Below are 24,990 nucleotides of genomic sequence, written 5' to 3'. Positions count from 1 at the left end.
TAGCATCACAAAATGTTAGAAAAGGGCACCTTAATTGGTGCCTTTTTTATATCTGCGCGTATCCCTTCTCCAATGTTTTAACTTCTCCATAGAAATTATTTCTCTTAGAAAAATTAGTTATTAGATATTAATTCGTTATGCTTATTGCAGAATTGCAACTTATGTGTCGGTAAATAAATATGAGTCGAAATGAGAACTATTTTTAAATTAAATATAGATGTAGAAGCCTGTGTAAATAATCTGTAATGGTAATTGAAATGCGAATCATTTTTATTTAAAATATACGCATATAATTTATACAGGCTAAAAAATATGTACGTTTGTCTTTGTGAAGCCATTACAGATAAGCAAATCAGAAATGCGGTAAGGAAATACCAAGTCAGCTCATTAAAAGGGTTGCGACAAGTATTGCCTGTCGGTCGTGAATGTGGAAAGTGTATTCGGCAAACAAGAGAGATTTTACAACAAGAGCTTATCCAGCTAGAAGAGATTTGTGCTATTGAAGTTGCATAATCGCTTACCCTCCAAATTATCTTCCAATTAGTTTTATTGCCTTTTACATAAATGCTTGTGTAAAAATTACTCTGCTAATCAATTTCAGTACTACACTTAAAAGACTGGAAGCGATGGAGGGTGCAAATGAAAGGCGATAAAAAAATGATAGCCCACCTTAATAAATTGTTGGGCAATGAGCTAGTCGCAATTAACCAATATTTTTTACATGCACGTATGTTTAAAAATTGGGGGCTGACACGTCTCAATGAGATGGAATATCATGAATCAATCGATGAAATGAAACATGCCGATAAATACATAGAGCGTATTCTTTTCCTTGAAGGTATTCCTAATTTACAAGACTTAGGTAAGTTAAACATCGGTGAGGATGTGGAAGAAATGCTTAAGTCAGATTTACAGCTTGAACTTGATGGCGCAAAAAACTTAAAAGAGGCAATTAAGTACGCAGATTCTATCCATGATTATGTCAGCCGAGATCTGATGATTGAAATTTTAGCGGATGAAGAAAATCATATTGATTGGATAGAAACACAGTTAGATTTAATTGTTCGCTTAGGTATTCAAAATTATCTACAAGCTCAAGTGATCGAAGAGTAGTGACTTTAGATTTCAATCTTCTGTGAGATTTTTGATTTTGATAGGCGCCTAACTTCTGAATCCATCAGAGTTGGGCGTTTTTTTGTTATGACCATGAGAAAATTCGCACATATTTTCCCCGATTGCTTGCGTTTCGCAATAATTTACGTATAATGCGCGGGCTTACTGATGAGTAAGCCCTAATTTATTAGGACTGAAATATCAGTATTGAGCCAACGATTTGTTGCTCATTTAGACAATACTCCCGATATGGGGGTTACACTAAGACGATTACACTCCCCCATCAATCGAAATGGGTGCGAGGAGTAATCATTTACGTTTATAAAATAGTTGGAGCTCTGGTCTCATGCAGAACCAAAGAATCCGTATCCGCCTTAAAGCTTTTGATCATCGTTTAATCGATCAATCAACTGCGGAAATCGTAGAGACTGCTAAGCGCACTGGTGCGCAGGTACGTGGTCCTATCCCGCTGCCGACACGTAAAGAGCGTTTTACCGTTCTGATTTCTCCGCACGTTAATAAAGATGCGCGTGATCAGTACGAAATTCGCACTCACAAACGTCTGGTTGACATCGTTGAGCCAACCGAGAAGACCGTTGATGCTCTGATGCGTCTGGACCTGGCTGCCGGCGTTGACGTGCAGATCAGCCTGGGTTAATCAGGTCGTCGAACGATTGAGAGGTTGAAACAATGATTGGTTTAGTCGGTAAGAAAGTGGGAATGACACGTATCTTCACTGAAGATGGTGTTTCTATCCCTGTAACTGTTATCGAAATTGAAAATAACCGCGTTACTCAGGTTAAAACTGCAGAAACTGACGGTTACAATGCAATTCAGGTTACTACTGGTAGCAAAAAAGCTAACCGTGTAACTAAACCTGAAGCAGGTCATTTCGCTAAAGCTGGCGTTGAAGCTGGCCGTATTCTGCGCGAATTCCGTACTGAAGAAGGTGCTGAATTTACTGCAGGTCAAAGCATTAGCGTTGAAATTTTCGCTGACGTTAAAAAAGTCGACGTTACTGGTACATCTAAAGGTAAAGGTTTTGCTGGCACAGTTAAACGCTGGAATTTCCGTACTCAAGATGCTACTCACGGTAACTCCTTGTCACACCGTGTTCCGGGTTCTATCGGTCAGAACCAGACTCCGGGCAAAGTGTTCAAAGGCAAGAAAATGGCAGGCCAACTGGGTAATGAACGTGTAACTGTTCAAAGCTTAGATGTAGTACGTGTTGACGCTGAGCGCAACCTGCTGCTGGTCAAAGGTGCTGTTCCAGGAGCAACTGGTAGCAACCTGATCGTAAAACCGGCTGTCAAGGCTTAACGTCAAGGAGATAGGAATGGAATTGGTAATGAAAGACGCGCAAAGCGCGCTGACTGTTTCCGAAACTACCTTCGGGCGTGATTTCAATGAAGCGCTTGTTCACCAAGTAGTTGTTGCGTATGCAGCTGGTGCTCGTCAAGGTACTCGTGCTCAGAAAACTCGTGCTGAAGTTTCTGGTTCAGGTAAAAAACCATGGCGTCAAAAAGGCACAGGCCGTGCACGTTCTGGTTCAATCAAGAGCCCAATCTGGCGCTCTGGTGGTGTTAGCTTCGCAGCTAAACCACAGGACCACAGTCAAAAAGTTAATAAAAAGATGTACCGTGGTGCTTTAAAAAGCATCCTCTCTGAGTTGGTACGTCAAGATCGTCTGATCGTTGTCGAACAGTTCTCTGTTGAAGCACCTAAAACTAAGTTGCTGGCACAGAAATTGAAAGATATGGCTCTGCAAGATGTTCTGATCATCACTGCTGAATTAGATGAAAATCTGTTCTTAGCAGCACGTAACCTGTACAAGGTTGACGTTCGTGATGTAGCAGGTATCGACCCAGTTAGCCTGATTGCTTTCGACAAAGTGGTTATGACTGCTGATGCTGTGAAGCAAGTTGAGGAGATGCTGGCATGATCCGTGAAGAACGTCTGCTGAAAGTACTGCGCGCGCCGCATGTATCTGAAAAAGCTTCTACAGCGATGGAAAAAAGCAATACCATCGTTCTCAAAGTTGCAAAAGATGCAACTAAAGCAGAAATCAAAGCTGCTGTACAGAAACTGTTTGAAGTTGAAGTTGAAGGTGTTAACACTTTGCTGGTTAAAGGCAAAACTAAACGCCACGGTCAGCGTACTGGTCGTCGTAGCGACTGGAAAAAAGCTTACGTTACGCTGAAAGAAGGCCAGAATCTGGACTTCATTAGCGGCGCAGAGTAAGTCGGAGGAGTAAAGAACAATGGCAGTTGTTAAATGTAAACCTACGTCTCCGGGCCGTCGCCACGTAGTTAAAGTGGTTAACCCTGAGCTGCATAAGGGTAAACCTTATGCTCCGCTGTTAGAAAAAAACAGCAAATCCGGTGGTCGTAACAACAATGGCCGTATCACTACCCGTCACATCGGTGGTGGCCATAAGCAGCATTATCGTTTAGTTGACTTTAAACGCAACAAAGATGGTATCCCTGCTGTTGTTGAGCGTTTGGAATATGATCCAAATCGTTCTGCGAACATCGCACTGGTTCTATATAAAGACGGTGAACGTCGTTATATTCTTGCACCAAAAGGCCTGAAAGCTGGCGACCAGATTCAATCTGGTGTTGATTCAGCAATCAAAGCTGGTAATGCAATGCCAATGCGCAACATCCCTGTTGGTTCTACAGTTCACAACATTGAACTGAAACCAGGTAAAGGTGGTCAGTTAGCGCGTTCAGCAGGTACTTACGCTCAAATCGTTGCTCGTGATGGTGCTTATGTAACATTACGTCTGCGTTCTGGTGAAATGCGTAAAGTATTAGCAGATTGCCGTGCAACCTTAGGTGAAGTTGGTAACGCTGAACATATGTTACGTGTTCTCGGTAAAGCTGGTGCTAGCCGCTGGCGTGGTATTCGTCCTACCGTTCGCGGTACTGCGATGAACCCAGTAGACCATCCACATGGTGGTGGTGAAGGCCGTAACTTTGGTAAACACCCAGTAACACCATGGGGCGTTCAGACCAAAGGTAAGAAAACTCGTAGCAACAAGCGTACTGATCAATTCATCGTACGTCATCGTTCTAAAAAATAATTAGAGGATAAGCCATGCCACGTTCTCTCAAGAAAGGTCCTTTCATTGACCTGCACTTGCTGAAGAAGGTAGAGAAAGCGGTGGAAAGCGGAGACAAGAAGCCTCTCAAGACTTGGTCCCGTCGTTCAACGATCTTTCCTAATATGATCGGATTGACCATCGCTGTCCATAATGGTCGTCAGCATGTTCCAGTTTTCGTAACCGACGAAATGGTTGGTCACAAACTGGGTGAATTCGCACCGACTCGCACTTATCGCGGCCATGCGGCAGATAAGAAAGCTAAGAAACGTTAAGGATAGGAGGAAGAGATGGAAACTTTAGCTATACATCGCCACGCTCGTTCTTCTGCCCAGAAGGTTCGCTTAGTCGCCGACCTGATTCGCGGTAAGAAAGTGTCGCAAGCTCTGGAAATTCTGACCTACACCAACAAGAAAGCTGCTGGTTTAGTGAAGAAAGTACTTGAATCTGCAATTGCTAACGCAGAGCAAAACGATGGCGCTGACATTGATGACCTGAAAGTTGCGAAAATTTTCGTAGACGATGGTCCAACTATGAAACGCATCATGCCGCGTGCGAAAGGCCGTGCAGATCGTATTCTTAAGCGCACCAGCCACATTACTGTGGTTGTGTCCGATCGCTGAGACTCTGGAGACTAGCAATGGGTCAGAAAGTACATCCTAATGGTATTCGCCTGGGTATTGTCAAACCTTGGAACTCTACTTGGTATGCGAATACTAATGAATTCGCTGACAACCTAGACAGCGATTTTAAAGTACGTCAGTACTTGAATAAAGAACTGGCAAAAGCGTCAATCTCTCGCATCGTTATCGAACGTCCTGCGAAAAGCATCCGTGTGACTATTCACACTGCTCGCCCAGGTATCGTTATCGGTAAGAAAGGTGAAGACGTTGAAAAACTGCGTAAAACAGTAGCGGATATTGCTGGTGTTCCTGCGCAAATCAATATCGCCGAAGTTCGTAAACCAGAACTAGACGCAAAATTAGTTGCTGACAGCATCTCTTCACAGCTGGAACGTCGTGTTATGTTCCGTCGTGCTATGAAGCGTGCAGTACAGAACGCAATGCGTCTGGGCGCTAAAGGTATCAAAGTTGAAGTCAGTGGCCGTTTAGGCGGTGCTGAAATCGCTCGTACCGAGTGGTATCGTGAAGGCCGTGTGCCACTGCACACATTACGTGCTGATATCGATTACAACACTTCAGAAGCGCACACTACATATGGTGTTCTCGGCGTTAAGGTATGGATCTTCAAAGGTGAGATTCTGGGTGGTATGGCTGCTGTTGAACAAGCTGAGAAACCAGCTGCTCAACCTAAAAAGCAGCAGCGTAAAGGCCGCAAGTAAGGAGAGTCGCTGATGTTACAACCAAAGCGTACAAAATTCCGTAAGGTGCACAAGGGCCGCAACCGTGGTCTAGCGCAAGGTACGGATGTTAGCTTCGGCACTTTCGGTCTTAAAGCTGTTGGCCGTGGTCGTCTGACTGCACGTCAGATCGAAGCGGCACGTCGTGCTATGACCCGTGCTATTAAGCGTCAAGGTAAAATCTGGATCCGTGTGTTCCCAGACAAACCAATCACTGAGAAACCACTCGAAGTTCGTATGGGTAAAGGTAAAGGTAACGTAGAATATTGGGTTGCCTTAATCCAGCCTGGAAAAGTCCTGTACGAAATGGACGGTGTGCCTGAAGAGCTGGCTCGTGAGGCATTCTCTCTGGCAGCAGCGAAACTGCCTATCAAAACCACCTTTGTAACTAAGACGGTGATGTAATGAAAGCACAAGAGCTGCGCGTAAAAAGCGTTGAAGAGCTGAATGCTGAACTGCTGAATCTGCTGCGTGAACAATTTAATTTACGTATGCAAGCTGCAAGCGGTCAGCTGCAACAGTCTCATCTGTTGAAACAAGTGCGTCGCGATATCGCACGTGTGAAGACTTTACTGACTGAGAAGGCAGGTGCGTAATGAGCGATAAAATCCGTACTCTGCAAGGTCGTGTAGTTAGCGATAAAATGGAGAAATCTATTGTTGTTGCTATCGAGCGTATGGTGAAACACCCTCTGTATGGTAAATTCATCCGTCGTACGACTAAATTGCACGTACATGACGAGAACAATGAATGTGGAATTGGTGACGTGGTAGAAATCCGCGAAACTCGTCCACTGTCTAAGACTAAGTCTTGGGCCTTAGTTCGCGTTGTAGAAAAAGCTGTTCTGTAATAGAATAGATTTTTCGTGATGAATAAACGGCTCTTTTTGACTGAGCCGTTTATTTTTTTCTGTCCATCGCGTTGATGTGGTGTTATAATGCCGCGCCCTCGTAGTATGGGTATATTTGAACGGCCTCTTCATAATGAGGTGGCTCAGTAGTAGTTGACATTTAGCGGAGCACTAAAATGATCCAAGAACAGACTATGCTGAACGTGGCCGACAACTCCGGTGCACGTCGCGTAATGTGTATCAAGGTTCTAGGTGGCTCGCACCGTCGCTATGCACATGTAGGCGACATCATTAAAATTACTGTTAAAGAAGCAATTCCACGCGGTAAAGTTAAAAAGGGTGATGTCCTGAAAGCGGTAGTGGTGCGCACCAAGAAGGGTGTACGTCGCCCTGACGGTTCTGTCATTCGCTTCGATGGTAATGCTTGTGTGTTATTAAACAATAACAGCGAGCAAGTAATCGGTACGCGTATTTTTGGGCCGGTAACTCGTGAACTTCGTAATGAGAAGTTTATGAAAATTATCTCTCTGGCACCTGAAGTACTCTAAGGAGCGAACTATGGCAGCGAAAATCCGTCGTGATGACGAAGTTATCGTGCTAACTGGTAAAGACAAAGGTAAGCGCGGTAAAGTAAAACAGGTTCTTTCTTCTGGTAAAGTTATCGTTGAAGGTATCAATCTGGTTAAAAAACATCAGAAGCCAGTTCCGGCTCTGAATCAACCAGGTGGCATCGTTGAAAAAGAAACGGCTATTCAAGTTTCTAACGTTGCAATCTTTAACGCGGCAACTGGTAAGGCAGACCGTGTAGGCTTTAGATTCGAAGACGGCAAAAAAGTCCGTTTCTTCAAATCTAACAGTGAAACTATCAAGTAATTTTTGGAGTATACGATGGCGAAACTGCATGATTACTATAAAGACGAAGTTGTTAATAAACTCATGACTGAGTTTAGTTACTCTTCTGTCATGCAAGTCCCTCGGGTCGAGAAGATCACCCTGAATATGGGTGTTGGTGAAGCGATTGCTGATAAAAAACTGCTGGATAACGCAGCAGCTGATTTAACAGCTATCTCTGGTCAAAAACCATTGATCACCAAAGCACGCAAATCTGTTGCAGGCTTCAAAATCCGTCAGGGCTATCCAATCGGCTGTAAAGTAACCCTGCGTGGTGAACGCATGTGGGAGTTCCTTGAGCGTCTGATTTCTATTGCTGTACCACGTATTCGTGACTTCCGTGGCTTGTCCGCTAAGTCTTTCGATGGTCGCGGTAACTACAGCATGGGTGTTCGTGAACAAATCATCTTCCCTGAAATCGATTACGATAAAGTGGATCGTGTACGTGGTTTAGATATTACTATCACCACTACTGCGAAATCAGATGACGAAGGTCGCGCACTGTTAGCAGCGTTCAACTTCCCGTTCCGCAAGTAAGGCAGGGTACTCATGGCTAAGAAATCTATGAAAGCGCGTGATGTTAAACGTGCTAAATTAGCTGAGAAGTTCTTCGCAAAACGCGTTGAATTGAAAGCTATCATCTCTGATGTTAAAGCATCTGATGAAGATCGCTGGGACGCTGTTCTCAAGCTGCAAACACTGCCACGTGATTCAAGTCCTTCTCGTCAGCGTAACCGCTGCCGTCAAACAGGGCGTCCGCACGGTTTCCTGCGGAAGTTTGGTCTGAGCCGTATTAAAGTCCGTGAAGCCGCTATGCGCGGTGAAATCCCGGGCCTTAAAAAGGCAAGTTGGTAATTCCATTTGAATCACGGGAGTAAAGACAGATGAGCATGCAAGATCCCATCGCGGATATGCTGACCCGTATCCGTAACGGTCAGGCCGCGAACAAAGTTGCGGTCACCATGCCTTCCTCCAAGCTGAAAGTGGCGATTGCCAAAGTGCTGAAGGAAGAAGGTTATATTGAAGATTTTAAAATTGAAGGCGACATCAAGCCAGAATTGGAACTGACTTTACGTTATTTCCAAGGTAAGGCTGTTGTAGAAAGCATTCAGCGTGTAAGCCGCCCAAGTCTGCGCATCTATAAGAAAAAAGATGAGCTGCCACAAGTTATGGCTGGTTTAGGTATCGCTGTTGTTTCTACCTCTAAAGGTGTCATGACTGATCGTGCAGCTCGCCAAGCTGGTCTTGGTGGCGAGATTCTCTGCTACGTAGCTTAATTCGGGAGGAAAGAATGTCTCGTGTGGCAAAAGCACCCGTCGTCATTCCTGCCGGCGTAGAGGTAAAACTCAACGGTCAGGTTATTTCGATTAAGGGTAAAAACGGCGAGCTTACTCGTACTATCCATAATGCAGTTGAAGTTAAACATGAAGATGGCCATTTAACTTTCGGACCACGTGATGGTTTTGAAGATGCGTGGGCACAAGCGGGTACTACTCGTTCACTGTGCAATGCAATGGTTGTTGGTGTTACCGATGGCTTCACTAAAAAGCTTCAACTGGTTGGTGTTGGTTACCGTGCAGCAATCAAAGGCAATGCTGTTAGCTTGTCTTTAGGTTTCTCGCATCCGGTTGAACACGCACTGCCAGCAGGCATTACTGCTGAATGTCCAACACAAACTGAAATCGTACTGAAAGGTGCGGATAAGCAAGTGATTGGTCAAGTTGCAGCAGAACTGCGTGCTTACCGTCGTCCTGAGCCTTACAAAGGTAAAGGTGTTCGTTACGCCGATGAAATCGTGCGTACCAAAGAGGCTAAGAAGAAGTAAGGTAACACTATGGATAAGAAAGCAGCTCGTATCCGTCGTGCGACCCGCGCACGCCGTAAGATCCAAGAATTGGGTGCGACTCGCCTGGTGGTACATCGTACTCCACGCCATATTTATGCGCAGGTTATCGCACCAAACGGTTCTGAAACATTGGTTGCAGCTTCTACTACAGAAAAAGCTATCAATGAACAAGTTAAGTTTACTGGAAACAAAGACGCAGCAGCAGCAGTTGGTAAATTAGTTGCTGAACGCGCACTGGAAAAAGGCATCACTGTTGTTGCTTTTGACCGTTCTGGTTTCCAATATCATGGTAGAGTCCAGGCACTGGCAGATGCTGCCCGTGAAGCTGGCCTTCAGTTCTAAGGTAGAGGTGTAAGATGTCTCACATCGAAAAACAAGCTGGCGAACTGCAGGAAAAGCTGATCGCGGTAAACCGCGTAGCAAAAACCGTTAAAGGTGGCCGTATTTTCAGCTTTACCGCACTGACTGTAGTTGGTGATGGTAACGGTCGCGTTGGTTTTGGCTACGGCAAAGCGCGCGAAGTTCCGGCAGCAATCCAGAAAGCGATGGAAAAAGCCCGTCGCAGTATGAAAACCGTTGCTCTTAACAACGGCACATTATTCCACCCAGTGAAAGGTACACACACCGGTTCCCGCGTGTTTATGCAACCTGCTCACGAAGGTACTGGTATTATTGCCGGTGGTGCAATGCGTGCAGTGTTAGAAGTAGCTGGAGTTCGCAACGTACTGGCTAAAACCTACGGTTCCACAAACCCAATCAACGTGGTTCGTGCAACACTGGATGCTTTAGACAGCATGAAGTCTCCAGAAATGGTCGCAGCTAAGCGTGGAAAATCCGTCGAAGAAATTCTGGGGTAATCAGCCATGGCTAAGACTATTAAAATTACACAAGTTCGCAGTTCAATCGGTCGTCTGCCTAAGCATAAGGCAACACTGGTCGGTTTAGGTCTGCGTCGCATTGGTCATACAGTAGAACGTGAGGATACTCCTGCCGTTCGTGGTATGGTCAACTTGGTTTCCTACATGGTTAAAGTTGAGGAGTAAGAGATGCGTTTAAATACTCTGTCTCCGGCTGAAGGTGCCAAGCACGCGCCTAAACGCGTAGGTCGTGGTATCGGTTCTGGTCTGGGTAAAACTGGCGGACGTGGTCACAAAGGTCAGAAATCTCGTTCTGGCGGTGGCGTACGCCGTGGTTTCGAAGGTGGCCAGATGCCTTTATACCGTCGTTTGCCGAAATTCGGCTTTACTTCACGCAAAGCAATGATCACTGCAGAGATTCGTCTGTCTGATTTTGCAGCTGTTGAAGGCGATGTTATTGATCTGAACGCACTGAAAGCCGCGAACGTTGTTGGCATCCAGATTGAATTTGCGAAAGTTATTCTGTCTGGCGAAGTGAACCGTGCAGTTACTGTACGTGGCCTTCGTGTTACTAAAGGTGCTCGCGCTGCAATCGAAGCTGCCGGCGGTAAAATTGAGGAATAAGTGACAGATGGCTAAACAACCAGGATTAGATTTTCAAAGTGCCAAAGGTGGAGCTGGCGAACTTAAACGCAGACTTTTGTTTGTAATTGGTGCGCTAATTGTATTCCGAATTGGTTCTTTTATTCCAATCCCTGGTATTGATGCCACTGTGCTTGCCAAATTGCTCGAACAGCAACAAGGCACCATCATTGAAATGTTTAACATGTTCTCTGGTGGTGCTCTTAGCCGTGCTTCTATCTTTGCTTTGGGTATCATGCCGTATATTTCGGCATCGATCATTGTCCAATTATTATCAGTGGTTAATCCACGATTAGCAGAGATTAAGAAGGAAGGAGAAGCAGGTCGTCGGAAGATAAGCCAATATACTCGTTGGGGTACTCTGGTATTAGCAATATTCCAATCTATTGGTATTGCAATGGGTCTACCGAATATGCCAGGGATGCAAGGATTAGTGATTGATCCAGGCCTTCCGTTCTACTTTACGGCAGTTGTTAGCTTAGTCACAGGAACCATGTTCCTTATGTGGTTAGGCGAACAGATAACTGAAAGAGGTATCGGTAACGGTATTTCAATCATTATCTTCGCTGGTATCGTTGCGGGATTACCGCCGGCCATTGGCCATACCATCGAGCAAGCTCGGCAAGGCGATCTGCACTTCCTCCTGTTGCTGTTGGTTGCGGTGTTAGTATTCGCGGTAACTTTCTTTGTTGTGTTTATGGAACGTGGTCAACGTCGTATTGTCGTTAATTACGCTAAACGTCAGCAAGGACGCCGTGTTTATGCAGCACAAAGTACACATTTACCGTTAAAAGTGAATATGGCGGGTGTAATTCCTGCAATTTTTGCTTCCAGTATCATACTATTCCCGGGTACAATAGCATCTTGGTTTGGTGATGGAACTGGCTGGGACTGGCTGACTACAATTTCTATGTACTTACAGCCTGGTCAACCGTTATATGTGTTGCTTTATGCTTCTGCGATCATCTTCTTCTGTTTCTTCTATACGGCGTTGGTTTTCAACCCGAGAGAAACAGCAGATAACCTGAAGAAGTCCGGTGCATTTGTACCAGGAATTCGTCCGGGAGAGCAAACGGCCAAGTACATTGATAAGGTAATGACTCGCCTGACATTAGTTGGTGCGTTATACATTACCTTTATCTGCCTAATCCCGGAGTTCATGCGTGACGCAATGAAAGTACCTTTCTACTTTGGTGGTACTTCCCTCTTAATTGTGGTTGTCGTTATCATGGACTTTATGGCTCAAGTGCAAACTCTGATGATGTCAAGTCAGTATGAGTCTGCATTGAAGAAAGCAAACCTTAAAGGTAAATAATCACTTAGTGTGGTTATGGTTTGCTAGAAGTTACGGAGAGTAAAAATGAAAGTTCGTGCTTCCGTCAAGAAATTATGCCGTAACTGTAAAGTTATCCGTCGCCATGGTAGCGTTCGTGTAATTTGCAGTGTTGAACCAAGACATAAACAACGTCAAGGTTAAGAAAAAGCATTTTTTTCTTGCAAAGTTGGGTTGAGCTGGCTAAATTAGCCAGCCAATCTTTTTTATCTAAGATACATTATTGTTTGAGTATCCTGAAAACGGGCTTTTCAGCACAGTAATGTATATTTTAACTTAGGAGTGCATAGTGGCCCGTATAGCAGGCATTAACATTCCTGATCATAAACATACCGTAATCGCTTTAACATCGATTTTCGGAATCGGCAAAACACGTTCACAGGCTATCTGTGAAGCAACTGGTATTGCTGAAAATGTTAAGATCAGTGAGCTGTCTGAAGAACAAATCGACAAGCTGCGTGACGAAGTTGCCAAGTATGTGGTAGAAGGTGACCTACGTCGTGAAATTACCCTGAGCATCAAGCGTCTGATGGACCTTGGATGTTACCGTGGTTTACGTCATCGTCGTGGTCTTCCTGTGCGCGGACAGCGTACTAAGACTAACGCTCGTACCCGCAAGGGTCCGCGTAAGCCGATCAAGAAATAAGTCGGGGTATTGAATAATGGCAAAGGCACCAGTTCGTGCACGTAAGCGTGTAAGAAAACAAGTCTCAGACGGTGTGGCTCATATCCATGCTTCTTTCAACAACACAATCGTTACAATTACTGACCGTCAGGGTAACGCATTAGGTTGGGCAACTGCCGGTGGTTCCGGTTTCCGTGGTTCTCGCAAATCCACTCCGTTCGCAGCTCAGGTTGCGGCAGAGCGTTGCGCAGAAGCTGTGAAAGAATACGGAATCAAAAACCTGGAAGTTATGGTTAAGGGACCGGGTCCGGGTCGCGAATCAACAATTCGTGCTCTGAACGCCGCTGGTTTCCGCATCACTAATATTACTGATGTGACTCCTATCCCTCATAACGGTTGTCGCCCACCGAAAAAACGTCGCGTTTAATACGTTTCGTTTTTTTTAGGACTGTTGGAGAAAGAAAATGGCTAGATATTTGGGTCCTAAGCTCAAGCTGAGCCGTCGCGAAGGAACAGACCTCTTTCTGAAGTCTGGTGTTCGCGCGATTGACACCAAGTGTAAATTAGAACAGGCACCAGGCCAGCACGGAGCGCGTAAACCGCGTCTGTCTGACTACGGTGTTCAGTTACGTGAAAAACAAAAAGTTCGTCGTATCTACGGTGTTCTGGAACGTCAATTCCGTAACTATTACAAAGAAGCAACACGTCTAAAAGGCAACACAGGTGAAAACCTGCTGACTCTGCTGGAAGGTCGTCTTGATAACGTCGTTTATCGTATGGGCTTTGGCGCAACTCGCGCAGAAGCACGTCAAATGGTTAGCCATAAAGCTATCATGGTAAATGGTCGTGTTGTTAATATCGCTTCTTATCAGGTTTCCCCGAATGACGTTATCAGCGTTCGTGAGAAAGCTAAAAAACAGTCTCGTATTAAGGCTGCTTTAGAGCTGGCTGAACAGCGTGAGAAGCCAACTTGGCTGGAAGTTGATGCTGCTAAAATGGAAGGTGTGTTCAAACGTATTCCTGAACGTACTGACTTGTCTGCGGACATTAACGAACACCTGATCGTCGAGCTTTACTCCAAGTAAAGCTTAGCACCAAAGAGAGGACACAATGCAGGGTTCTGTGACAGAGTTTCTAAAACCGCGCCTGGTAGATATCGAGCAAGTGAGTTCGACGCACGCTAAGGTGACCCTTGAGCCTTTAGAGCGTGGCTTTGGCCATACTCTAGGTAACGCACTGCGCCGTATTCTGCTTTCGTCTATGCCGGGTTGTGCGGTGACAGAGGTTGAGATTGATGGTGTACTGCATGAGTACAGCACCAAAGAAGGTGTACAGGAAGATATCCTGGAGATTCTCCTCAACCTGAAAGGGCTGGCGGTAAAAGTTCAGGGGAAAGATGAAGTTATTTTAACCTTGAATAAATCTGGCATTGGCCCTGTGACTGCAGCCGATATCATCCATGATGGTGATGTCGAAATCGTCAAGCCACAGCATATCATCTGCCACCTGACTGACGAAAACGCATCAATTAATATGCGTATTAAAGTTCAGCGTGGTCGTGGTTATGTGCCGGCTTCTGCCCGAGTTCATTCGGAAGAAGATGAGCGCCCAATTGGTCGTTTGTTAGTCGATGCTTGCTACAGCCCTGTAGAGCGTATTGCCTACAATGTTGAAGCAGCTCGTGTTGAGCAACGTACTGACTTGGATAAGTTAGTTATCGAAATGGAAACTAATGGTACAATCGATCCTGAAGAGGCGATTCGCCGTGCAGCGACCATTCTGGCTGAACAGCTTGAAGCTTTTGTTGATTTACGTGATGTACGTCAACCAGAAGTTAAAGAAGAAAAACCAGAATTCGATCCTATCTTATTGCGCCCAGTTGACGATCTGGAATTGACTGTCCGCTCTGCTAACTGCCTTAAAGCAGAAGCTATCCACTACATCGGTGATCTGGTACAGCGTACAGAAGTTGAGTTGCTTAAAACGCCTAACCTTGGTAAGAAATCTCTTACTGAAATTAAGGACGTCTTGGCATCTCGTGGTCTTTCTCTGGGCATGCGCTTAGAAAATTGGCCACCAGCAAGTATTGCTGATGATTAAGATCACAGGTTAAGGTTTTACTGAGAAGGATAAGGTCATGCGCCATCGTAAGAGTGGTCGTCAATTGAACCGCAACAGCAGCCACCGCCAAGCTATGTTCCGTAACATGGCTGGTTCTTTAGTTCGTCATGAGATCATCAAGACGACTCTGCCTAAAGCGAAAGAACTGCGTCGCGTCGTTGAGCCGCTGATTACTCTTGCCAAGACCGACAGCGTAGCTAATCGTCGTCTGGCATTCGCACGTACTCGTGATAACGAGATCGTTGCAAAATTATTTAATGAACTGGGACCTCGTTTCGCAGCTCGTGCTGGTGGTTACACTCGTATTCTTAAGTGTGGCTTCCGTACAGGCGACAACGCTCCGATGGCTTACATCGAGCTTGTTGACCGTGCTGTTGAGTCTCAAGAAGCAGCTGCAGAGTAATCTACAGTAGCTTTCAAGAAAACCGGGTATATTTGCCCGGTTTTTTTGTACCTGCTATTCTTACCCTTCGAATGATTTGTTCTTCCCTTGAATTTTCTACTATCAATCCTTATTTACAGGTAAAGCATTATGAGTATGTATAAGATAGGTGAAATTGCCAAGTTAGCCGATGTGACTCCCGATACAGTTCGCTTCTATGAGAAACAAGGGCTAATGGGGCACAAAGTACGTACCGAAGGTGGTTATCGTTTATTTACAGAACAAGACCTTCAGAGATTGCGTTTTATCCGTTATGCAAAGCAATTAGGTTTTACTTTAGAAGCAATATCAGAGCTGTTGTCTATTCGTGTTGATCCAGAACACCATACTTGCCAGGAGTCTAAACATATTGTCGATATCAGATTACTGGAAGTTGAAAAAAAGATTCAAGAGCTTATTATCATGCGTGATTCACTGAAGATGTTGAGTTCTGCATGCTGTGGTGAGGAACATGCGTCAACATACTGTTCTATTATGGAGATTCTAGAGCGGGGTGCATCTAAGGTTTATTAAGGTTATTAACTGAAACTAAAGAAGGTATATTATGAGTAAATATCAGCACAAACGTGGTGAGATAAAAGATAATGCAATTGAAGCATTACTTCATGACCCATTATTTCGTCAACGAGTAGAAAAAAATAAAAAAGGAAAAGGAAGTTATACAAGAAAAGGAAAAAATAATAAGGCAAATAACTGGGAGGCCAGTGGTAATAGGTTTATTTACTTATTACCACTGGCTTTTTAGTTATTTTTTATTCTGCTCTTTCAATAAATCACGAATTTCTGATAATAAAACTTCTTCAGTGGAGGGCGGCGTTGGTTCAGCTGGTGCAGCTTCTTTTTCACGACGAACTTTATTCATTACTTTAATTGCCATAAAGATCGCAAAAGCTACAATAACAAAGTCAAATACAGTTTGTATAAACATCCCATAATTAAGTACAACAGCTGGCAAATCACCTTGTGCTTCTTTTAGTACAACACTAAATGATTTAAAGTCTACCCCACCAATGAGTAGGCCTAATGGGGGCATGATGACATCAGCAACTAATGAAGAAACAATCTTACCAAATGCAGCACCAATAATAATACCGACAGCCATATCTACTACATTGCCTTTCATGGCAAATTCGCGAAAATCTTTTAAAAAACTCATCGACGACCCCTTAATAAATAACTCAATTGAAACAAAGTGTGTTAGGTTAACAAATTATAGTCGCTAGATTTATTAAGCTGCAAATATTTACGCTCTTTTTATTATTTTATAAAAAGAACGGGCTTGGCTGGAATAATTTCTCTACGTCAGGAACGTATTTTTTATCTGTAATAAACATAATGACATGGTCACCTTGTTCAATAATATGATAATCGCTAGCTATAATAACTTCCTCTTCTCGAACTATTGCGCCAATAATTGTTCCTGGAGGAAGTTTAATTTCAGATATTTTTTTACCGACCACTTTTGAGGTATTTTCATCACCGTGTGCAATAGCTTCAATGGCTTCAGCGACACCTCTTCTTAAAGAAGAAACACTAACAATATCGGCTTTTCTTACATGGCTTAATAAAGCAGAGATCGTGGCTTGCTGAGGAGAGACGGCAATATCAATCACTCCCCCCTGAACAAGCTCAACGTAGGCTGAACGCTGGATAAGCACCATTGCTTTTTTGGCCCCCATTTTTTTCGCTAACATTGCAGACATAATATTAGCTTCATCATCATTTGTGAGGGCGATAAACACATCCATTTGCTCAATATGTTCTTCAGTGAGTAGCTCTTGGTCAGATGCATCACCATAAAATACGATGGTATCATGTAGCAGTTGTGCTAATTCAGTCGCGCGTTGCTGGTTTCGCTCGATAAGCTTAACGCTATAATCTTTTTCTAAACGCCGAGCTAGACCTGCACCAACATTTCCTCCACCCACAATCATTAAGCGCTTATAGGGTTTTTCCAGCCTTTGTAGCTCACTCATTACTGCGCGAATATGTTGTGTTGAAGCGACAAAGAAGACTTCATCACCTGCTTCAATAACCGTTGAGCCTTGAGGACGAATAGGGCGATCTTGCCGAAATATCGCAACAACTCGCGTATCTATATGTGGCATATGTTCACGTAAGCTAGATAAAGCATTCCCTACCAGTGAACCACCATAATAAGCTTTTACAGCAACAATACTGACTTTCCCTTCCGCAAAATTAACAACCTGAAGAGCACCAGGATATTGAATCAGTTTATAGATATAGTCGATAACCAGTTGCTCAGGTGATATCAGGTAGTCAATTGGGATCTGCTCAGGAAGAAAAAGCTTATCTGCCTCACGGATATATTCGGTGGCTCTGATCCGTGCAATTTTATTCGGCGTATTAAATAGGCTATATGCAATTTGGCAAGCAATCATATTTGTTTCGTCAGAGTTAGTGACCGCGACTAACATATCAGCATCTTCAGCCCCTGCGTCACGAAGCACGCGTGGATGGGAGCCATGACCATTGACAACACGTAGATCGAATTGATCTTGCAGCTGGCGCAGACGATCGCCATCGGTATCAACGACTGTAATATCATTGTTCTCATCAACTAAATTTTCAGCAAGTGTGCCACCGACTTGCCCAGCGCCTAGAATAATGATTTTCATTGCATATTCCTATATTAGGTAACTCATGACTTATTATTGTGCTTGTTTTATTATACGTGCATAAAAGAAGCCATCACCACCTTCAGCACTTGGCAATATTTGCAGTCCTGCCTCTGTCCCATCATTTAGATGTGCATCGGAATGTTTAGTAAGGAACCGTTGTATTTGCTGACAGTTTTCTTCAGGCATGACAGAACAGGTCGCATACAATAAAGTACCACCTGCTTTTAGATAAGGCCAAACAGCCTCTAAGATTTTAGCCTGTAATTCTGCCAGTTCATTGATATCGGAGTCACGACGTAGCCATTTTATATCAGGGTGGCGACGGATAACTCCAGTCGCCGAACAAGGTGCATCAAGTAAAATCCGATCAAATTGCTGCCCATCAGCCCATTTTTCGGGCTGTGTACCGTCTCCTTGCACGACAGTAGCGTGTTGCTTAAGACGAATTAAATTATCTTTTACTCGTTTTAGACGGGTTTCATCAATATCAACTGCAAGTACATTAGCTTTTGGTGCGAGCTCTAAAATATGTGTTGTTTTGCCACCTGGTGCCGCACATAAATCTAAAATATTTTCACCATTTTGTGGTTCAAGTCGTTCTGCACAGCCTTGAGCAGAAACATCTTGTACTGTTGACCAACCCTCATCGAAGCCTGGTAATTTTGTGACTGCGGTAGGTTCCTCTAAGCGGATAGCACTGGGATGAGTTGAGTGCAAGTGTGCCGTTATTTCTGCTTGTTCTAACAGACCAAGATATTGCTCAGCAGTATGATGTTGGGAGTTGACTCTTAGCCACATAGGTGGGCGCTGATTATTTGCTTCAACAATAGTTTGCCAATCATTAGGATAAGCAACTTGTAAACGCTTGAGTAACCAACTCGGGTGAAGGTATTGGCTATTGTTATTCGCGATCCGTTCTTCTAATTGAACCTGTTGGCGTTGAAAAGAACGTAAGACACCATTGATTAAGCCTTTTAGTTGAGGGCGTTTGAGTGCGACGGCACCATTTACGGTTTCAGCTAATGCTGCATGTGCTGGTATACGTGTGTAGAGTAGCTGATAGATACCGACCATAATTAGATAGTGCAAGGTTCTCTGTTTACCCGTGAGCGGTTTTTCCATTAATTGGCTAATAAACCATTCAAGCTTAGGTAAATAACGTAGAACACCAAAGCAAATCTCTTGTAATAATGCTCTATCTTTATCGTTGATATTACGTTGCAAATCAGGCAAAACAGTACTTAATGATTGCCCATTATCGATAACTTGGTTAATTGCAGTCGCAGCGAGACTACGCAAATTGTATGTGTTTTTCATAAGTGAAGATGGGTCTTTTAGTTACTAAAATAAAACTGCCTGATATTTCAGGCAGTTTACAGATTCGTTAATCGAGAATTTGCTCTGGGGTAAACCATTCACGGCGGGAGTTTAGTATGTCCTGCGCACTCATGGCTTTTTTGCCAGGTGGTTGTAATTGGGTGATATTTAATACGCCATTCCCCGTAGCAATGCATATCCCATTTTTATCCGCACGAATGATTGTGCCAGGTTGCTTACCTTGTAAATCTTCAATCACTTCAGCTTGCCAAACCTTAATCAGTTGTTCCTGAACCATAAAATAGCTCATCGGCCATGGATTAAATGCACGGATACAACGTTCAATATGAGTCGCATCTTGTTGCCAATCAATACGAGCTTCTTCTTTAGAGAGTTTTTCTGCGTAATTGGCAAGAGCATCATTTTGCTTTTCTGGTGTACATTGGCCCGTAGATAACATATTAACCGTATGAATTAAAGCTTCCGGCCCAGTGATAGCGAGTTTTTCATACAGGGTTGCACTGGTGTCGTTCGGCGTGATGGGGCAGACAGCTTTATACAGCATGTCGCCCGTATCTAGTCCCGCATCCATCTGCATAATCGTCACCCCTGTTTCAGCGTCCCCAGCCCAAATTGAGCGTTGAATCGGTGCCGCTCCACGCCAACGAGGCAATAAGGAACCATGTACATTCAAACAGCCTAAGCGAGGAATGTCTAAAACAGCTTGGGGTAAAATCAAACCATATGCGACAACTATCATGAGATCTGCATTTCTGTCTTTGAGCCACTGTTGATTTTCAGCGCCTCTTAGAGATATGGGTTGAAAAACAGGGATGTCATGTTCCTGCGCTAAAACTTTTACAGGGCTCGGCGTTAGTTTTTTACCTCTACCTGCAGGTTTATCATGGCGAGTAAGAACGCCAACGATTTGGTGCTGGGTTCCAAGAAGAGCAGCTAAATGTTTTGCTGCAAAATCAGGCGTTCCTGCAAAGATAATTTTTAATGGTTCTGACACGTTAATTTCCCTGTTTTTATTCACTAAACTAGCTATTTTTTGCCTCTTTCGCTCTAAGCCTATCGAGCTTTTCAACTTTCTGGCGAATACGTTGGCGTTTTAACGGCGATAAGTAATCAACAAACAGCTTACCAACAAGGTGATCCATTTCATGTTGGATACAAATAGCCAATAAACCATCAGCTTCGAGTTCAAAAAGCTCGCCATTATAATCTAATGCACGGATTTTGACTTGCTCTGCTCGAGGAACAAACCCTTGCTGCTCAGGAATAGAAAGACATCCTTCTTCGATACCCGTTTCACCTGATTTATCTAATAATTCAGGATTGATAATCACTAAACGTTGGTCACGTGTTTCAGACACATCAATAACAATGATCCGCTGGTGGATATCGACTTGCGTAGCAGCGAGCCCAATACCTTCTTCCTCGTACATGGTATCGAACATATCATCTACAATGCGTTGAATTTGCGCATCAACTTTTTCGACTGGCTTAGCAATTGTGCGTAAGCGCTCGTCTGGATAATGTAATACGTTTAAGACTGACATAAATTTTTCGAGCGGTTTCCAAAAAGTGAATGGGAATTAATGCTTATTCTAGACATTTCTCGGGCATATTGACAGTATTGGTTATGATTTGTTCACTGAGGAACATATCTACTAATCAGTCAGGATGACGAAATGAACCTCCAAGAAATATGGTTAAGAATGTCTCTGGTAAGTCGGTTATTACCCATTCATGCAGTAGGCATTATTAATGAGCTAAAACAACTTAGTAAAATCAGTAATAGGGCTTTGCAACACTGTGGTTTAAACGAAATACAAAGGCTACAATTCCTTAATGTGCCAAAGCACCGATTGGAAAAAGTACAACAATGGTTAATGCATAAAAGTAATCAAATGATTACTTTTATAGACCCTCTTTATCCTTTTTTATTAAAACAGATCCATCACCCGCCACTTTTGCTTTTTGTGGTAGGAAAAAAAGAAATACTTGCAACGCAACAAATCGCTTTAGTTGGAAGTCGGCAAGCGAGTGACTATGGTAGAAAGTGGTCGACGGAGTTTGTTAAGGATTTTGTTCAATATGGGATGGCGATTACCAGCGGACTTGCGTTAGGCATTGATGGGATAAGCCATAAGGCTGCACTTGATAACAATGGCGTGACTATTGCCGTTTTGGGTAGTGGCTTGGAAAATATTTATCCGAAACAACATGACGCGCTTGCTGAACAAATAAAAGAAAATGGGGCTCTCGTATCGGAATACTGGCCAGATACTCCACCATTACCCAAACAGTTTCCAAGACGAAATCGAATTATTAGCGGGTTAAGTAAAGTGGTAGTCGTCATAGAAGCTGGTATGAAAAGTGGCTCCTTAATTACAGCGCGTTATGCTATTGAGCAAAATCGTGACCTTTTTACGCTTCCTGCACCTCTTGGCAATCCTGCATTTGGTGGTAACCTCTGGTTATTGCAACAAGGCGCTTATTTATTAGTGGATGCTGAGGATATTTTACAGCATTTAAGGGATGGGCTAAATTGGGCCCAATCTGAGCTTCCCATCGATGCTTATAAGAACAATGACACGCTTCCCAAGCTTAGTTTGGTTGAAAATAAAATTTTTGATGTGGTGGGCTACCAAGTTACACCAGTGGATACTATTGCGACTCAAGTTCAGATGCCGATTACTCAAGTTGTTTCAATATTAACAGAAATGGAAATTAATGGTGTGATTCGCTCCTGCTCTGGTGGATATATCAGACTAAGTTAATTGATTGATTAAAAGTAAGAGAAAAAAATGTCGAAACAATTGCCTTTTGATACAGATAAAAACGAATATTGCCCAGAGTGTAATTCTTTGCTGGTGATCCGTAATAGTAGCCATGGGCCTTTTCTTGGATGCTCTAGTTATCCAGAATGTCACTATATGCGCCCATTGAGGCCAAGTATTGAAAGTCATGTTATCAAGGTGTTAGATGGGCAGCTTTGTCCTCAGTGTGGGCATGACCTGGTATTGAAACAAGGTCGGTTTGGTATGTTCATTGGTTGTAGTCATTACCCTGAATGTGAGCATATTGAGCTCATAGATAAACCAGATGAAACAAAAGTTCCTTGCCCACAATGCCAAAAAGGCAATTTACTCCAAAGAAAATCCCGTTTTGGGAAGACTTTTTATGCCTGTGATAACTACCCTAACTGTCAGTTTATTCTTAATAATAAGCCTACTGTTGGTAAATGTATGTTTTGTGAATATCCATTATTGATGGAAAAAAGGGGGGGACTGGGAGTAAGATTATTTTGTGCCAGCAAACGCTGCGGTAAGCAACAAGAAGAATAATGAGTTAAAACTATGTCAAATGAATCTACACCTGCAATTGAAAGTATTATTGTTTCGTTAAAACAAGAAAAAGTGATCGCCTATCCAACTGAAGCTGTTTTTGGTTTAGGTTGTGACCCTGATAGCGAGACGGCAGTTCATCAGCTTTTAGACCTTAAACAGCGTCCTTGGGAAAAAGGATTGATTCTCATAGCTGATACTTATGAGCAATTAAGAGATTACATCGATGATGCACAATTAACGGAAGAGCAAAAACAAGCGATGTTCGCGACATGGCCAGGGCCTGTGACATGGGTTATTCCAGCTAAAGCGACAACACCTAAATGGTTAACAGGGCGGTTTGATACACTAGCCGTGAGAGTTACCGACCATGCACTTGTCAAAAAACTTTGTCGTCATTATGGTAAGCCATTGGTATCAACAAGTGCCAATTTAAGCGGGTTTGAGCCATGCAGAACCACTGAAGAGGTTATTGCACAGTTTAATGACAGGGTGCCTGTGCTTGATGGAAATGTTGGTGGCCGCCAGAACCCATCTGAAATCAGGGATGCCAAGACAGGCGAATTGTATCGTAAAGGATAATATTAATGGAAATGTTTGCAGTCTTTGGAAATCCGATTCAGCACAGTAAATCACCGTTTATACATAAGATGTTTGCAGAACAAACGGGGATTACTCTTGAGTATGAAAAAATTTTAGCACCGATAGAAAACTTTGAAGAAAGTTTGGGCGTTTTTTTTTCACAAGGTGGAAAAGGCGCAAACATCACCTTGCCATTTAAGGAACGAGCTTTTTTAGTTGTTTCTGAGTTGACTGAGCGTGCTCAAATTTGTGGTGCGGTCAATACGGTGATGAAGCTTGATGATAACCGACTGCTTGGTGATAACACAGATGGGATGGGGTTACTGTTAGACTTACAACGTTTAGAATTTGTGCAGCCAAATAGTCGAGTACTCATCATCGGTGCTGGTGGAGCAACACGAGGTGCATTATTACCGCTTTTAGAGTTTGGTTGTGATATCACACTGACAAATAGAACGTTTTCTAAAGTAGAAACGTTAGTTAATGAGTTCTCCTCATTAGGCAAGATCCGAGGAAAAGCGCTCGAACAGATCGGCTCAGCAGATTTTGATCTGGTTATAAATGCGACGTCATCAGGTGTTAGTGGAGAGATCCCTGCGATTAACCCAATTGTTTTTACAAAGAAAATTGCTTGTTATGACATGTTTTATCAAGCAACATTAACACCTTTCCTTGAGTTTGCGCGTCAACATCAGGTGACAAAAATTGCTGATGGACTTGGGATGTTAGTTGGGCAAGCCGCATTTTCGTTCAAATTATGGCATGGTGTTCAACCAGAAATTACACCTGTTTTGTCTGCTTTATATAAGGAATTAAAAGGTGAATCAATTGATCCAATTCCCCGATAGGGAAGAATGGGATGAATCATCTGGGGTGGTGCGTTTCCCTGTGTTAATTAGCGGTCTACTTGCGGAATGCACTATTTCGCAAGCTCTTTTATTTCAACGATATGGTGAAGAAGAAACGGCATTAGTACTTTTTCAACAAAATCGATGGGATGTAGAAGAAGAGTTCGAAGCCTTGATCGCACAAGGCTTCGATGATGAAAATGGAATTTACGTATTATCAGAAGATAAATAATTATTTTTCCATTCAACATAATTATTGGCGGAATAACGTAAATGCGCGAGTTCAGCATCAGTCAGTTTCCTGATGGCTTTTGCTGGGCTGCCCATATATAAATAGCCAGATTCCAAACGCTTACCTTGAGTAACTAGACTATTCGCACCAATCACGACATCATCTTCTATTATAGCCCCATCAATTACGATTGAACCCATTCCGACTAATACTCGATTACCAATAGTGCAACCATGAAGCATAACTTTGTGCCCAACAGTGACATCTTCACCAATGATTAGTGGGTTTCCCTCTGGATTGCTGGCGGATTTATGTGTCACATGTAATACGGAGCCATCTTGAATATTCGTACGAGCACCAATAGCAATGTAGTTAACATCTCCACGTAAAACGGAAAGAGGCCAAATACTAACATCTTTAGCTAATCGTACATCACCAATAACCACTGAAGATGGATCGATAAAAACTCGAGGTTCAAGTGAAGGATAGATGCCCAAGTAAGATCGTAAAGGTTTATTCATATCAATAGCCATAAAAATGAAAAAGAAAGAATGATAAGTAACTTGTTAACTTATTATGAGTTAATGTACTAAATAAGTACGTCAAAGTAAGAATTATAGGTGAAAAATTGCTCTTTTTATAACCATTGTGAGGCTAAAAAAGGCAAGGTGGTGATTTTATCCTCAAACAGTGTTTTTTTTTAAAAAAAAGGTTGTGTAATTCTGCCACCTCCCTATAATGCGCATCCGTTGTCACGGCAAACCGCTTCGGTGGTGAGGTTAGAAAATAAAAGCCTTAAGCCAAACTTGAGAAAGTAAGTGATAACACGG

General features: G+C 43.2%; 43 protein-coding genes. 37 read left to right on the top strand and 6 right to left on the bottom strand.

Annotated features, from left to right (window positions below):
• Nucleotides 1-312 precede the first annotated feature (312 nt).
• From bfd to AABS66_RS20825, 32 genes are all read left to right on the top strand, one after another.
• Nucleotides 313-513 (top strand): bacterioferritin-associated ferredoxin, encoded by a 201-nt coding sequence (gene bfd, locus AABS66_RS20980; RefSeq protein WP_206086910.1) that lies wholly within the window; start codon nucleotides 313-315, stop codon nucleotides 511-513.
• Between the two features lie 126 nt (nucleotides 514-639).
• On the top strand, nucleotides 640-1,113 hold the full coding sequence (gene bfr, locus AABS66_RS20975) for a bacterioferritin (protein WP_206086911.1): 474 nt from the start codon (nucleotides 640-642) through the stop codon (nucleotides 1,111-1,113).
• 346 nt (nucleotides 1,114-1,459) lie between these two features.
• Nucleotides 1,460-1,771, top strand: coding sequence for a 30S ribosomal protein S10 (gene rpsJ / locus AABS66_RS20970; RefSeq protein WP_001181005.1), 312 nt, complete (start codon nucleotides 1,460-1,462; stop codon nucleotides 1,769-1,771).
• Between the two features lie 32 nt (nucleotides 1,772-1,803).
• Nucleotides 1,804-2,433 (top strand): 50S ribosomal protein L3, encoded by a 630-nt coding sequence (rplC, locus tag AABS66_RS20965; protein WP_206086912.1) that lies wholly within the window; start codon nucleotides 1,804-1,806, stop codon nucleotides 2,431-2,433.
• 16 nt (nucleotides 2,434-2,449) lie between these two features.
• Complete coding sequence (gene rplD / locus AABS66_RS20960) at nucleotides 2,450-3,055, top strand: 50S ribosomal protein L4 (protein WP_206086913.1); 606 nt, start codon at nucleotides 2,450-2,452, stop codon at nucleotides 3,053-3,055.
• Nucleotides 3,052-3,354, top strand: a complete 303-nt coding sequence (gene rplW, locus AABS66_RS20955) for a 50S ribosomal protein L23 (RefSeq protein WP_206086914.1) — start codon at nucleotides 3,052-3,054, stop codon at nucleotides 3,352-3,354. The genes rplD and rplW overlap by 4 nt, the downstream gene beginning before the upstream one ends.
• A gap of 19 nt (nucleotides 3,355-3,373) precedes the next feature.
• Nucleotides 3,374-4,198, top strand: a complete 825-nt coding sequence (gene rplB, locus AABS66_RS20950) for a 50S ribosomal protein L2 (RefSeq protein WP_206086915.1) — start codon at nucleotides 3,374-3,376, stop codon at nucleotides 4,196-4,198.
• 14 nt (nucleotides 4,199-4,212) lie between these two features.
• Nucleotides 4,213-4,491, top strand: coding sequence for a 30S ribosomal protein S19 (rpsS, locus tag AABS66_RS20945; RefSeq protein WP_004265426.1), 279 nt, complete (start codon nucleotides 4,213-4,215; stop codon nucleotides 4,489-4,491).
• A 15-nt stretch (nucleotides 4,492-4,506) separates the two neighbouring features.
• Nucleotides 4,507-4,839, top strand: coding sequence for a 50S ribosomal protein L22 (gene rplV, locus AABS66_RS20940; protein ID WP_206086916.1), 333 nt, complete (start codon nucleotides 4,507-4,509; stop codon nucleotides 4,837-4,839).
• Between the two features lie 17 nt (nucleotides 4,840-4,856).
• Nucleotides 4,857-5,558, top strand: coding sequence for a 30S ribosomal protein S3 (gene rpsC, locus AABS66_RS20935; RefSeq protein WP_004907131.1), 702 nt, complete (start codon nucleotides 4,857-4,859; stop codon nucleotides 5,556-5,558).
• 12 nt (nucleotides 5,559-5,570) lie between these two features.
• Entirely contained in the window at nucleotides 5,571-5,981 is a 411-nt protein-coding gene (rplP, locus tag AABS66_RS20930) for a 50S ribosomal protein L16 (protein ID WP_004265436.1), read from the top strand.
• A complete protein-coding gene (rpmC, locus tag AABS66_RS20925) occupies nucleotides 5,981-6,172 on the top strand; it encodes a 50S ribosomal protein L29 (protein WP_206086917.1) in 192 nt (63 codons plus the stop codon). Before rplP ends, rpmC begins: the two co-directional genes overlap by 1 nt.
• Complete coding sequence (gene rpsQ, locus AABS66_RS20920; RefSeq protein ID WP_042847566.1) at nucleotides 6,172-6,426, top strand: 30S ribosomal protein S17; 255 nt, start codon at nucleotides 6,172-6,174, stop codon at nucleotides 6,424-6,426. The genes rpmC and rpsQ overlap by 1 nt, the downstream gene beginning before the upstream one ends.
• Before the next feature lie 176 nt (nucleotides 6,427-6,602).
• On the top strand, nucleotides 6,603-6,974 hold the full coding sequence (rplN, locus tag AABS66_RS20915) for a 50S ribosomal protein L14 (RefSeq protein WP_004265449.1): 372 nt from the start codon (nucleotides 6,603-6,605) through the stop codon (nucleotides 6,972-6,974).
• Between the two features lie 10 nt (nucleotides 6,975-6,984).
• A complete protein-coding gene (rplX, locus tag AABS66_RS20910; RefSeq protein ID WP_047756683.1) occupies nucleotides 6,985-7,299 on the top strand; it encodes a 50S ribosomal protein L24 in 315 nt (104 codons plus the stop codon).
• A gap of 15 nt (nucleotides 7,300-7,314) precedes the next feature.
• A complete protein-coding gene (gene rplE / locus AABS66_RS20905) occupies nucleotides 7,315-7,854 on the top strand; it encodes a 50S ribosomal protein L5 (protein WP_206086918.1) in 540 nt (179 codons plus the stop codon).
• 12 nt (nucleotides 7,855-7,866) lie between these two features.
• Nucleotides 7,867-8,172 (top strand): 30S ribosomal protein S14, encoded by a 306-nt coding sequence (gene rpsN / locus AABS66_RS20900; RefSeq protein WP_004265458.1) that lies wholly within the window; start codon nucleotides 7,867-7,869, stop codon nucleotides 8,170-8,172.
• A 29-nt stretch (nucleotides 8,173-8,201) separates the two neighbouring features.
• A complete protein-coding gene (gene rpsH / locus AABS66_RS20895; RefSeq protein ID WP_004907134.1) occupies nucleotides 8,202-8,594 on the top strand; it encodes a 30S ribosomal protein S8 in 393 nt (130 codons plus the stop codon).
• A gap of 14 nt (nucleotides 8,595-8,608) precedes the next feature.
• Nucleotides 8,609-9,142, top strand: a complete 534-nt coding sequence (rplF, locus tag AABS66_RS20890; RefSeq protein WP_206086919.1) for a 50S ribosomal protein L6 — start codon at nucleotides 8,609-8,611, stop codon at nucleotides 9,140-9,142.
• A gap of 9 nt (nucleotides 9,143-9,151) precedes the next feature.
• The gene (gene rplR, locus AABS66_RS20885) at nucleotides 9,152-9,505 is read left to right on the top strand and encodes a 50S ribosomal protein L18 (protein WP_006657021.1); all 354 of its coding nucleotides are present in this window, start codon (nucleotides 9,152-9,154) and stop codon (nucleotides 9,503-9,505) included.
• Nucleotides 9,506-9,519: 14 nt separating this feature from the next.
• Nucleotides 9,520-10,020, top strand: a complete 501-nt coding sequence (gene rpsE, locus AABS66_RS20880; protein ID WP_006657022.1) for a 30S ribosomal protein S5 — start codon at nucleotides 9,520-9,522, stop codon at nucleotides 10,018-10,020.
• 6 nt (nucleotides 10,021-10,026) lie between these two features.
• Complete coding sequence (gene rpmD, locus AABS66_RS20875; RefSeq protein WP_004265475.1) at nucleotides 10,027-10,206, top strand: 50S ribosomal protein L30; 180 nt, start codon at nucleotides 10,027-10,029, stop codon at nucleotides 10,204-10,206.
• A 3-nt stretch (nucleotides 10,207-10,209) separates the two neighbouring features.
• On the top strand, nucleotides 10,210-10,644 hold the full coding sequence (gene rplO, locus AABS66_RS20870) for a 50S ribosomal protein L15 (RefSeq protein ID WP_206086920.1): 435 nt from the start codon (nucleotides 10,210-10,212) through the stop codon (nucleotides 10,642-10,644).
• Nucleotides 10,645-10,651: 7 nt separating this feature from the next.
• Nucleotides 10,652-11,977: a preprotein translocase subunit SecY gene (secY, locus tag AABS66_RS20865; protein ID WP_206086921.1), complete on the top strand. Its 1,326-nt coding sequence runs from the start codon at nucleotides 10,652-10,654 to the stop codon at nucleotides 11,975-11,977.
• A gap of 45 nt (nucleotides 11,978-12,022) precedes the next feature.
• Nucleotides 12,023-12,139 carry a 50S ribosomal protein L36 gene (gene rpmJ / locus AABS66_RS20860; protein WP_206086922.1) on the top strand — a complete coding sequence of 39 codons (117 nt, stop codon included), beginning with the start codon at nucleotides 12,023-12,025 and terminating at the stop codon, nucleotides 12,137-12,139.
• Between the two features lie 145 nt (nucleotides 12,140-12,284).
• Nucleotides 12,285-12,641: a 30S ribosomal protein S13 gene (gene rpsM, locus AABS66_RS20855; RefSeq protein ID WP_004907144.1), complete on the top strand. Its 357-nt coding sequence runs from the start codon at nucleotides 12,285-12,287 to the stop codon at nucleotides 12,639-12,641.
• Nucleotides 12,642-12,657: 16 nt separating this feature from the next.
• Nucleotides 12,658-13,047, top strand: coding sequence for a 30S ribosomal protein S11 (rpsK, locus tag AABS66_RS20850; RefSeq protein WP_004388621.1), 390 nt, complete (start codon nucleotides 12,658-12,660; stop codon nucleotides 13,045-13,047).
• Nucleotides 13,048-13,084: 37 nt separating this feature from the next.
• Nucleotides 13,085-13,705 (top strand): 30S ribosomal protein S4, encoded by a 621-nt coding sequence (rpsD, locus tag AABS66_RS20845; RefSeq protein ID WP_004265487.1) that lies wholly within the window; start codon nucleotides 13,085-13,087, stop codon nucleotides 13,703-13,705.
• Nucleotides 13,706-13,730: 25 nt separating this feature from the next.
• Nucleotides 13,731-14,720 (top strand): DNA-directed RNA polymerase subunit alpha, encoded by a 990-nt coding sequence (locus AABS66_RS20840; RefSeq protein WP_206086923.1) that lies wholly within the window; start codon nucleotides 13,731-13,733, stop codon nucleotides 14,718-14,720.
• 37 nt (nucleotides 14,721-14,757) lie between these two features.
• Nucleotides 14,758-15,144, top strand: coding sequence for a 50S ribosomal protein L17 (rplQ, locus tag AABS66_RS20835; RefSeq protein ID WP_014657271.1), 387 nt, complete (start codon nucleotides 14,758-14,760; stop codon nucleotides 15,142-15,144).
• Between the two features lie 135 nt (nucleotides 15,145-15,279).
• Entirely contained in the window at nucleotides 15,280-15,696 is a 417-nt protein-coding gene (zntR, locus tag AABS66_RS20830; protein WP_272516391.1) for a Zn(2+)-responsive transcriptional regulator, read from the top strand.
• 31 nt (nucleotides 15,697-15,727) lie between these two features.
• On the top strand, nucleotides 15,728-15,928 hold the full coding sequence (locus AABS66_RS20825; RefSeq protein ID WP_047756676.1) for an alternative ribosome-rescue factor A: 201 nt from the start codon (nucleotides 15,728-15,730) through the stop codon (nucleotides 15,926-15,928).
• Here the strand turns inward: AABS66_RS20825 and mscL are convergent, their stop codons facing one another.
• From mscL to def, 5 genes are all read right to left on the bottom strand, one after another.
• Complete coding sequence (mscL, locus tag AABS66_RS20820; protein WP_206086924.1) at nucleotides 15,929-16,339, bottom strand: large-conductance mechanosensitive channel protein MscL; 411 nt, start codon at nucleotides 16,337-16,339, stop codon at nucleotides 15,929-15,931.
• A gap of 106 nt (nucleotides 16,340-16,445) precedes the next feature.
• Nucleotides 16,446-17,822, bottom strand: a complete 1,377-nt coding sequence (gene trkA / locus AABS66_RS20815; RefSeq protein WP_206086925.1) for a Trk system potassium transporter TrkA — start codon at nucleotides 17,820-17,822, stop codon at nucleotides 16,446-16,448.
• A 33-nt stretch (nucleotides 17,823-17,855) separates the two neighbouring features.
• Nucleotides 17,856-19,142: a 16S rRNA (cytosine(967)-C(5))-methyltransferase RsmB gene (gene rsmB / locus AABS66_RS20810; RefSeq protein WP_272574433.1), complete on the bottom strand. Its 1,287-nt coding sequence runs from the start codon at nucleotides 19,140-19,142 to the stop codon at nucleotides 17,856-17,858.
• Between the two features lie 67 nt (nucleotides 19,143-19,209).
• On the bottom strand, nucleotides 19,210-20,157 hold the full coding sequence (gene fmt / locus AABS66_RS20805; RefSeq protein ID WP_206086927.1) for a methionyl-tRNA formyltransferase: 948 nt from the start codon (nucleotides 20,155-20,157) through the stop codon (nucleotides 19,210-19,212).
• A gap of 28 nt (nucleotides 20,158-20,185) precedes the next feature.
• Complete coding sequence (def, locus tag AABS66_RS20800; RefSeq protein WP_206086928.1) at nucleotides 20,186-20,707, bottom strand: peptide deformylase; 522 nt, start codon at nucleotides 20,705-20,707, stop codon at nucleotides 20,186-20,188.
• A 132-nt stretch (nucleotides 20,708-20,839) separates the two neighbouring features.
• Here def and dprA point away from each other — a divergent pair, with 132 nt between their 5' ends.
• Genes dprA through AABS66_RS20775 form a run of 5 tightly spaced genes read left to right on the top strand, consistent with a single transcriptional unit; the run spans nucleotide 20,840 to nucleotide 24,160 of the window.
• On the top strand, nucleotides 20,840-21,931 hold the full coding sequence (dprA, locus tag AABS66_RS20795; RefSeq protein WP_430225429.1) for a DNA-processing protein DprA: 1,092 nt from the start codon (nucleotides 20,840-20,842) through the stop codon (nucleotides 21,929-21,931).
• A gap of 27 nt (nucleotides 21,932-21,958) precedes the next feature.
• On the top strand, nucleotides 21,959-22,498 hold the full coding sequence (locus AABS66_RS20790; RefSeq protein ID WP_206086930.1) for a DNA topoisomerase family protein: 540 nt from the start codon (nucleotides 21,959-21,961) through the stop codon (nucleotides 22,496-22,498).
• Nucleotides 22,499-22,510: 12 nt separating this feature from the next.
• The gene (gene tsaC, locus AABS66_RS20785) at nucleotides 22,511-23,080 is read left to right on the top strand and encodes an L-threonylcarbamoyladenylate synthase type 1 TsaC (protein ID WP_430225428.1); all 570 of its coding nucleotides are present in this window, start codon (nucleotides 22,511-22,513) and stop codon (nucleotides 23,078-23,080) included.
• A 5-nt stretch (nucleotides 23,081-23,085) separates the two neighbouring features.
• Nucleotides 23,086-23,928 carry a shikimate dehydrogenase gene (gene aroE, locus AABS66_RS20780; protein WP_206086932.1) on the top strand — a complete coding sequence of 281 codons (843 nt, stop codon included), beginning with the start codon at nucleotides 23,086-23,088 and terminating at the stop codon, nucleotides 23,926-23,928.
• Entirely contained in the window at nucleotides 23,900-24,160 is a 261-nt protein-coding gene (locus AABS66_RS20775) for a DUF1488 domain-containing protein (protein WP_272539979.1), read from the top strand. Before aroE ends, AABS66_RS20775 begins: the two co-directional genes overlap by 29 nt.
• Here AABS66_RS20775 and AABS66_RS20770 read toward each other — a convergent pair.
• On the bottom strand, nucleotides 24,136-24,681 hold the full coding sequence (locus AABS66_RS20770) for a gamma carbonic anhydrase family protein (protein WP_206086934.1): 546 nt from the start codon (nucleotides 24,679-24,681) through the stop codon (nucleotides 24,136-24,138). The genes AABS66_RS20775 and AABS66_RS20770 overlap by 25 nt on opposite strands.
• Nucleotides 24,682-24,990 lie beyond the last annotated feature (309 nt).

Source organism: Providencia sp. SP181 (genome assembly GCF_050446505.1).
Taxonomy (GTDB): domain Bacteria; phylum Pseudomonadota; class Gammaproteobacteria; order Enterobacterales; family Enterobacteriaceae; genus Providencia; species Providencia vermicola.
This window is presented reverse-complemented; position numbering and strand designations above follow the sequence as displayed.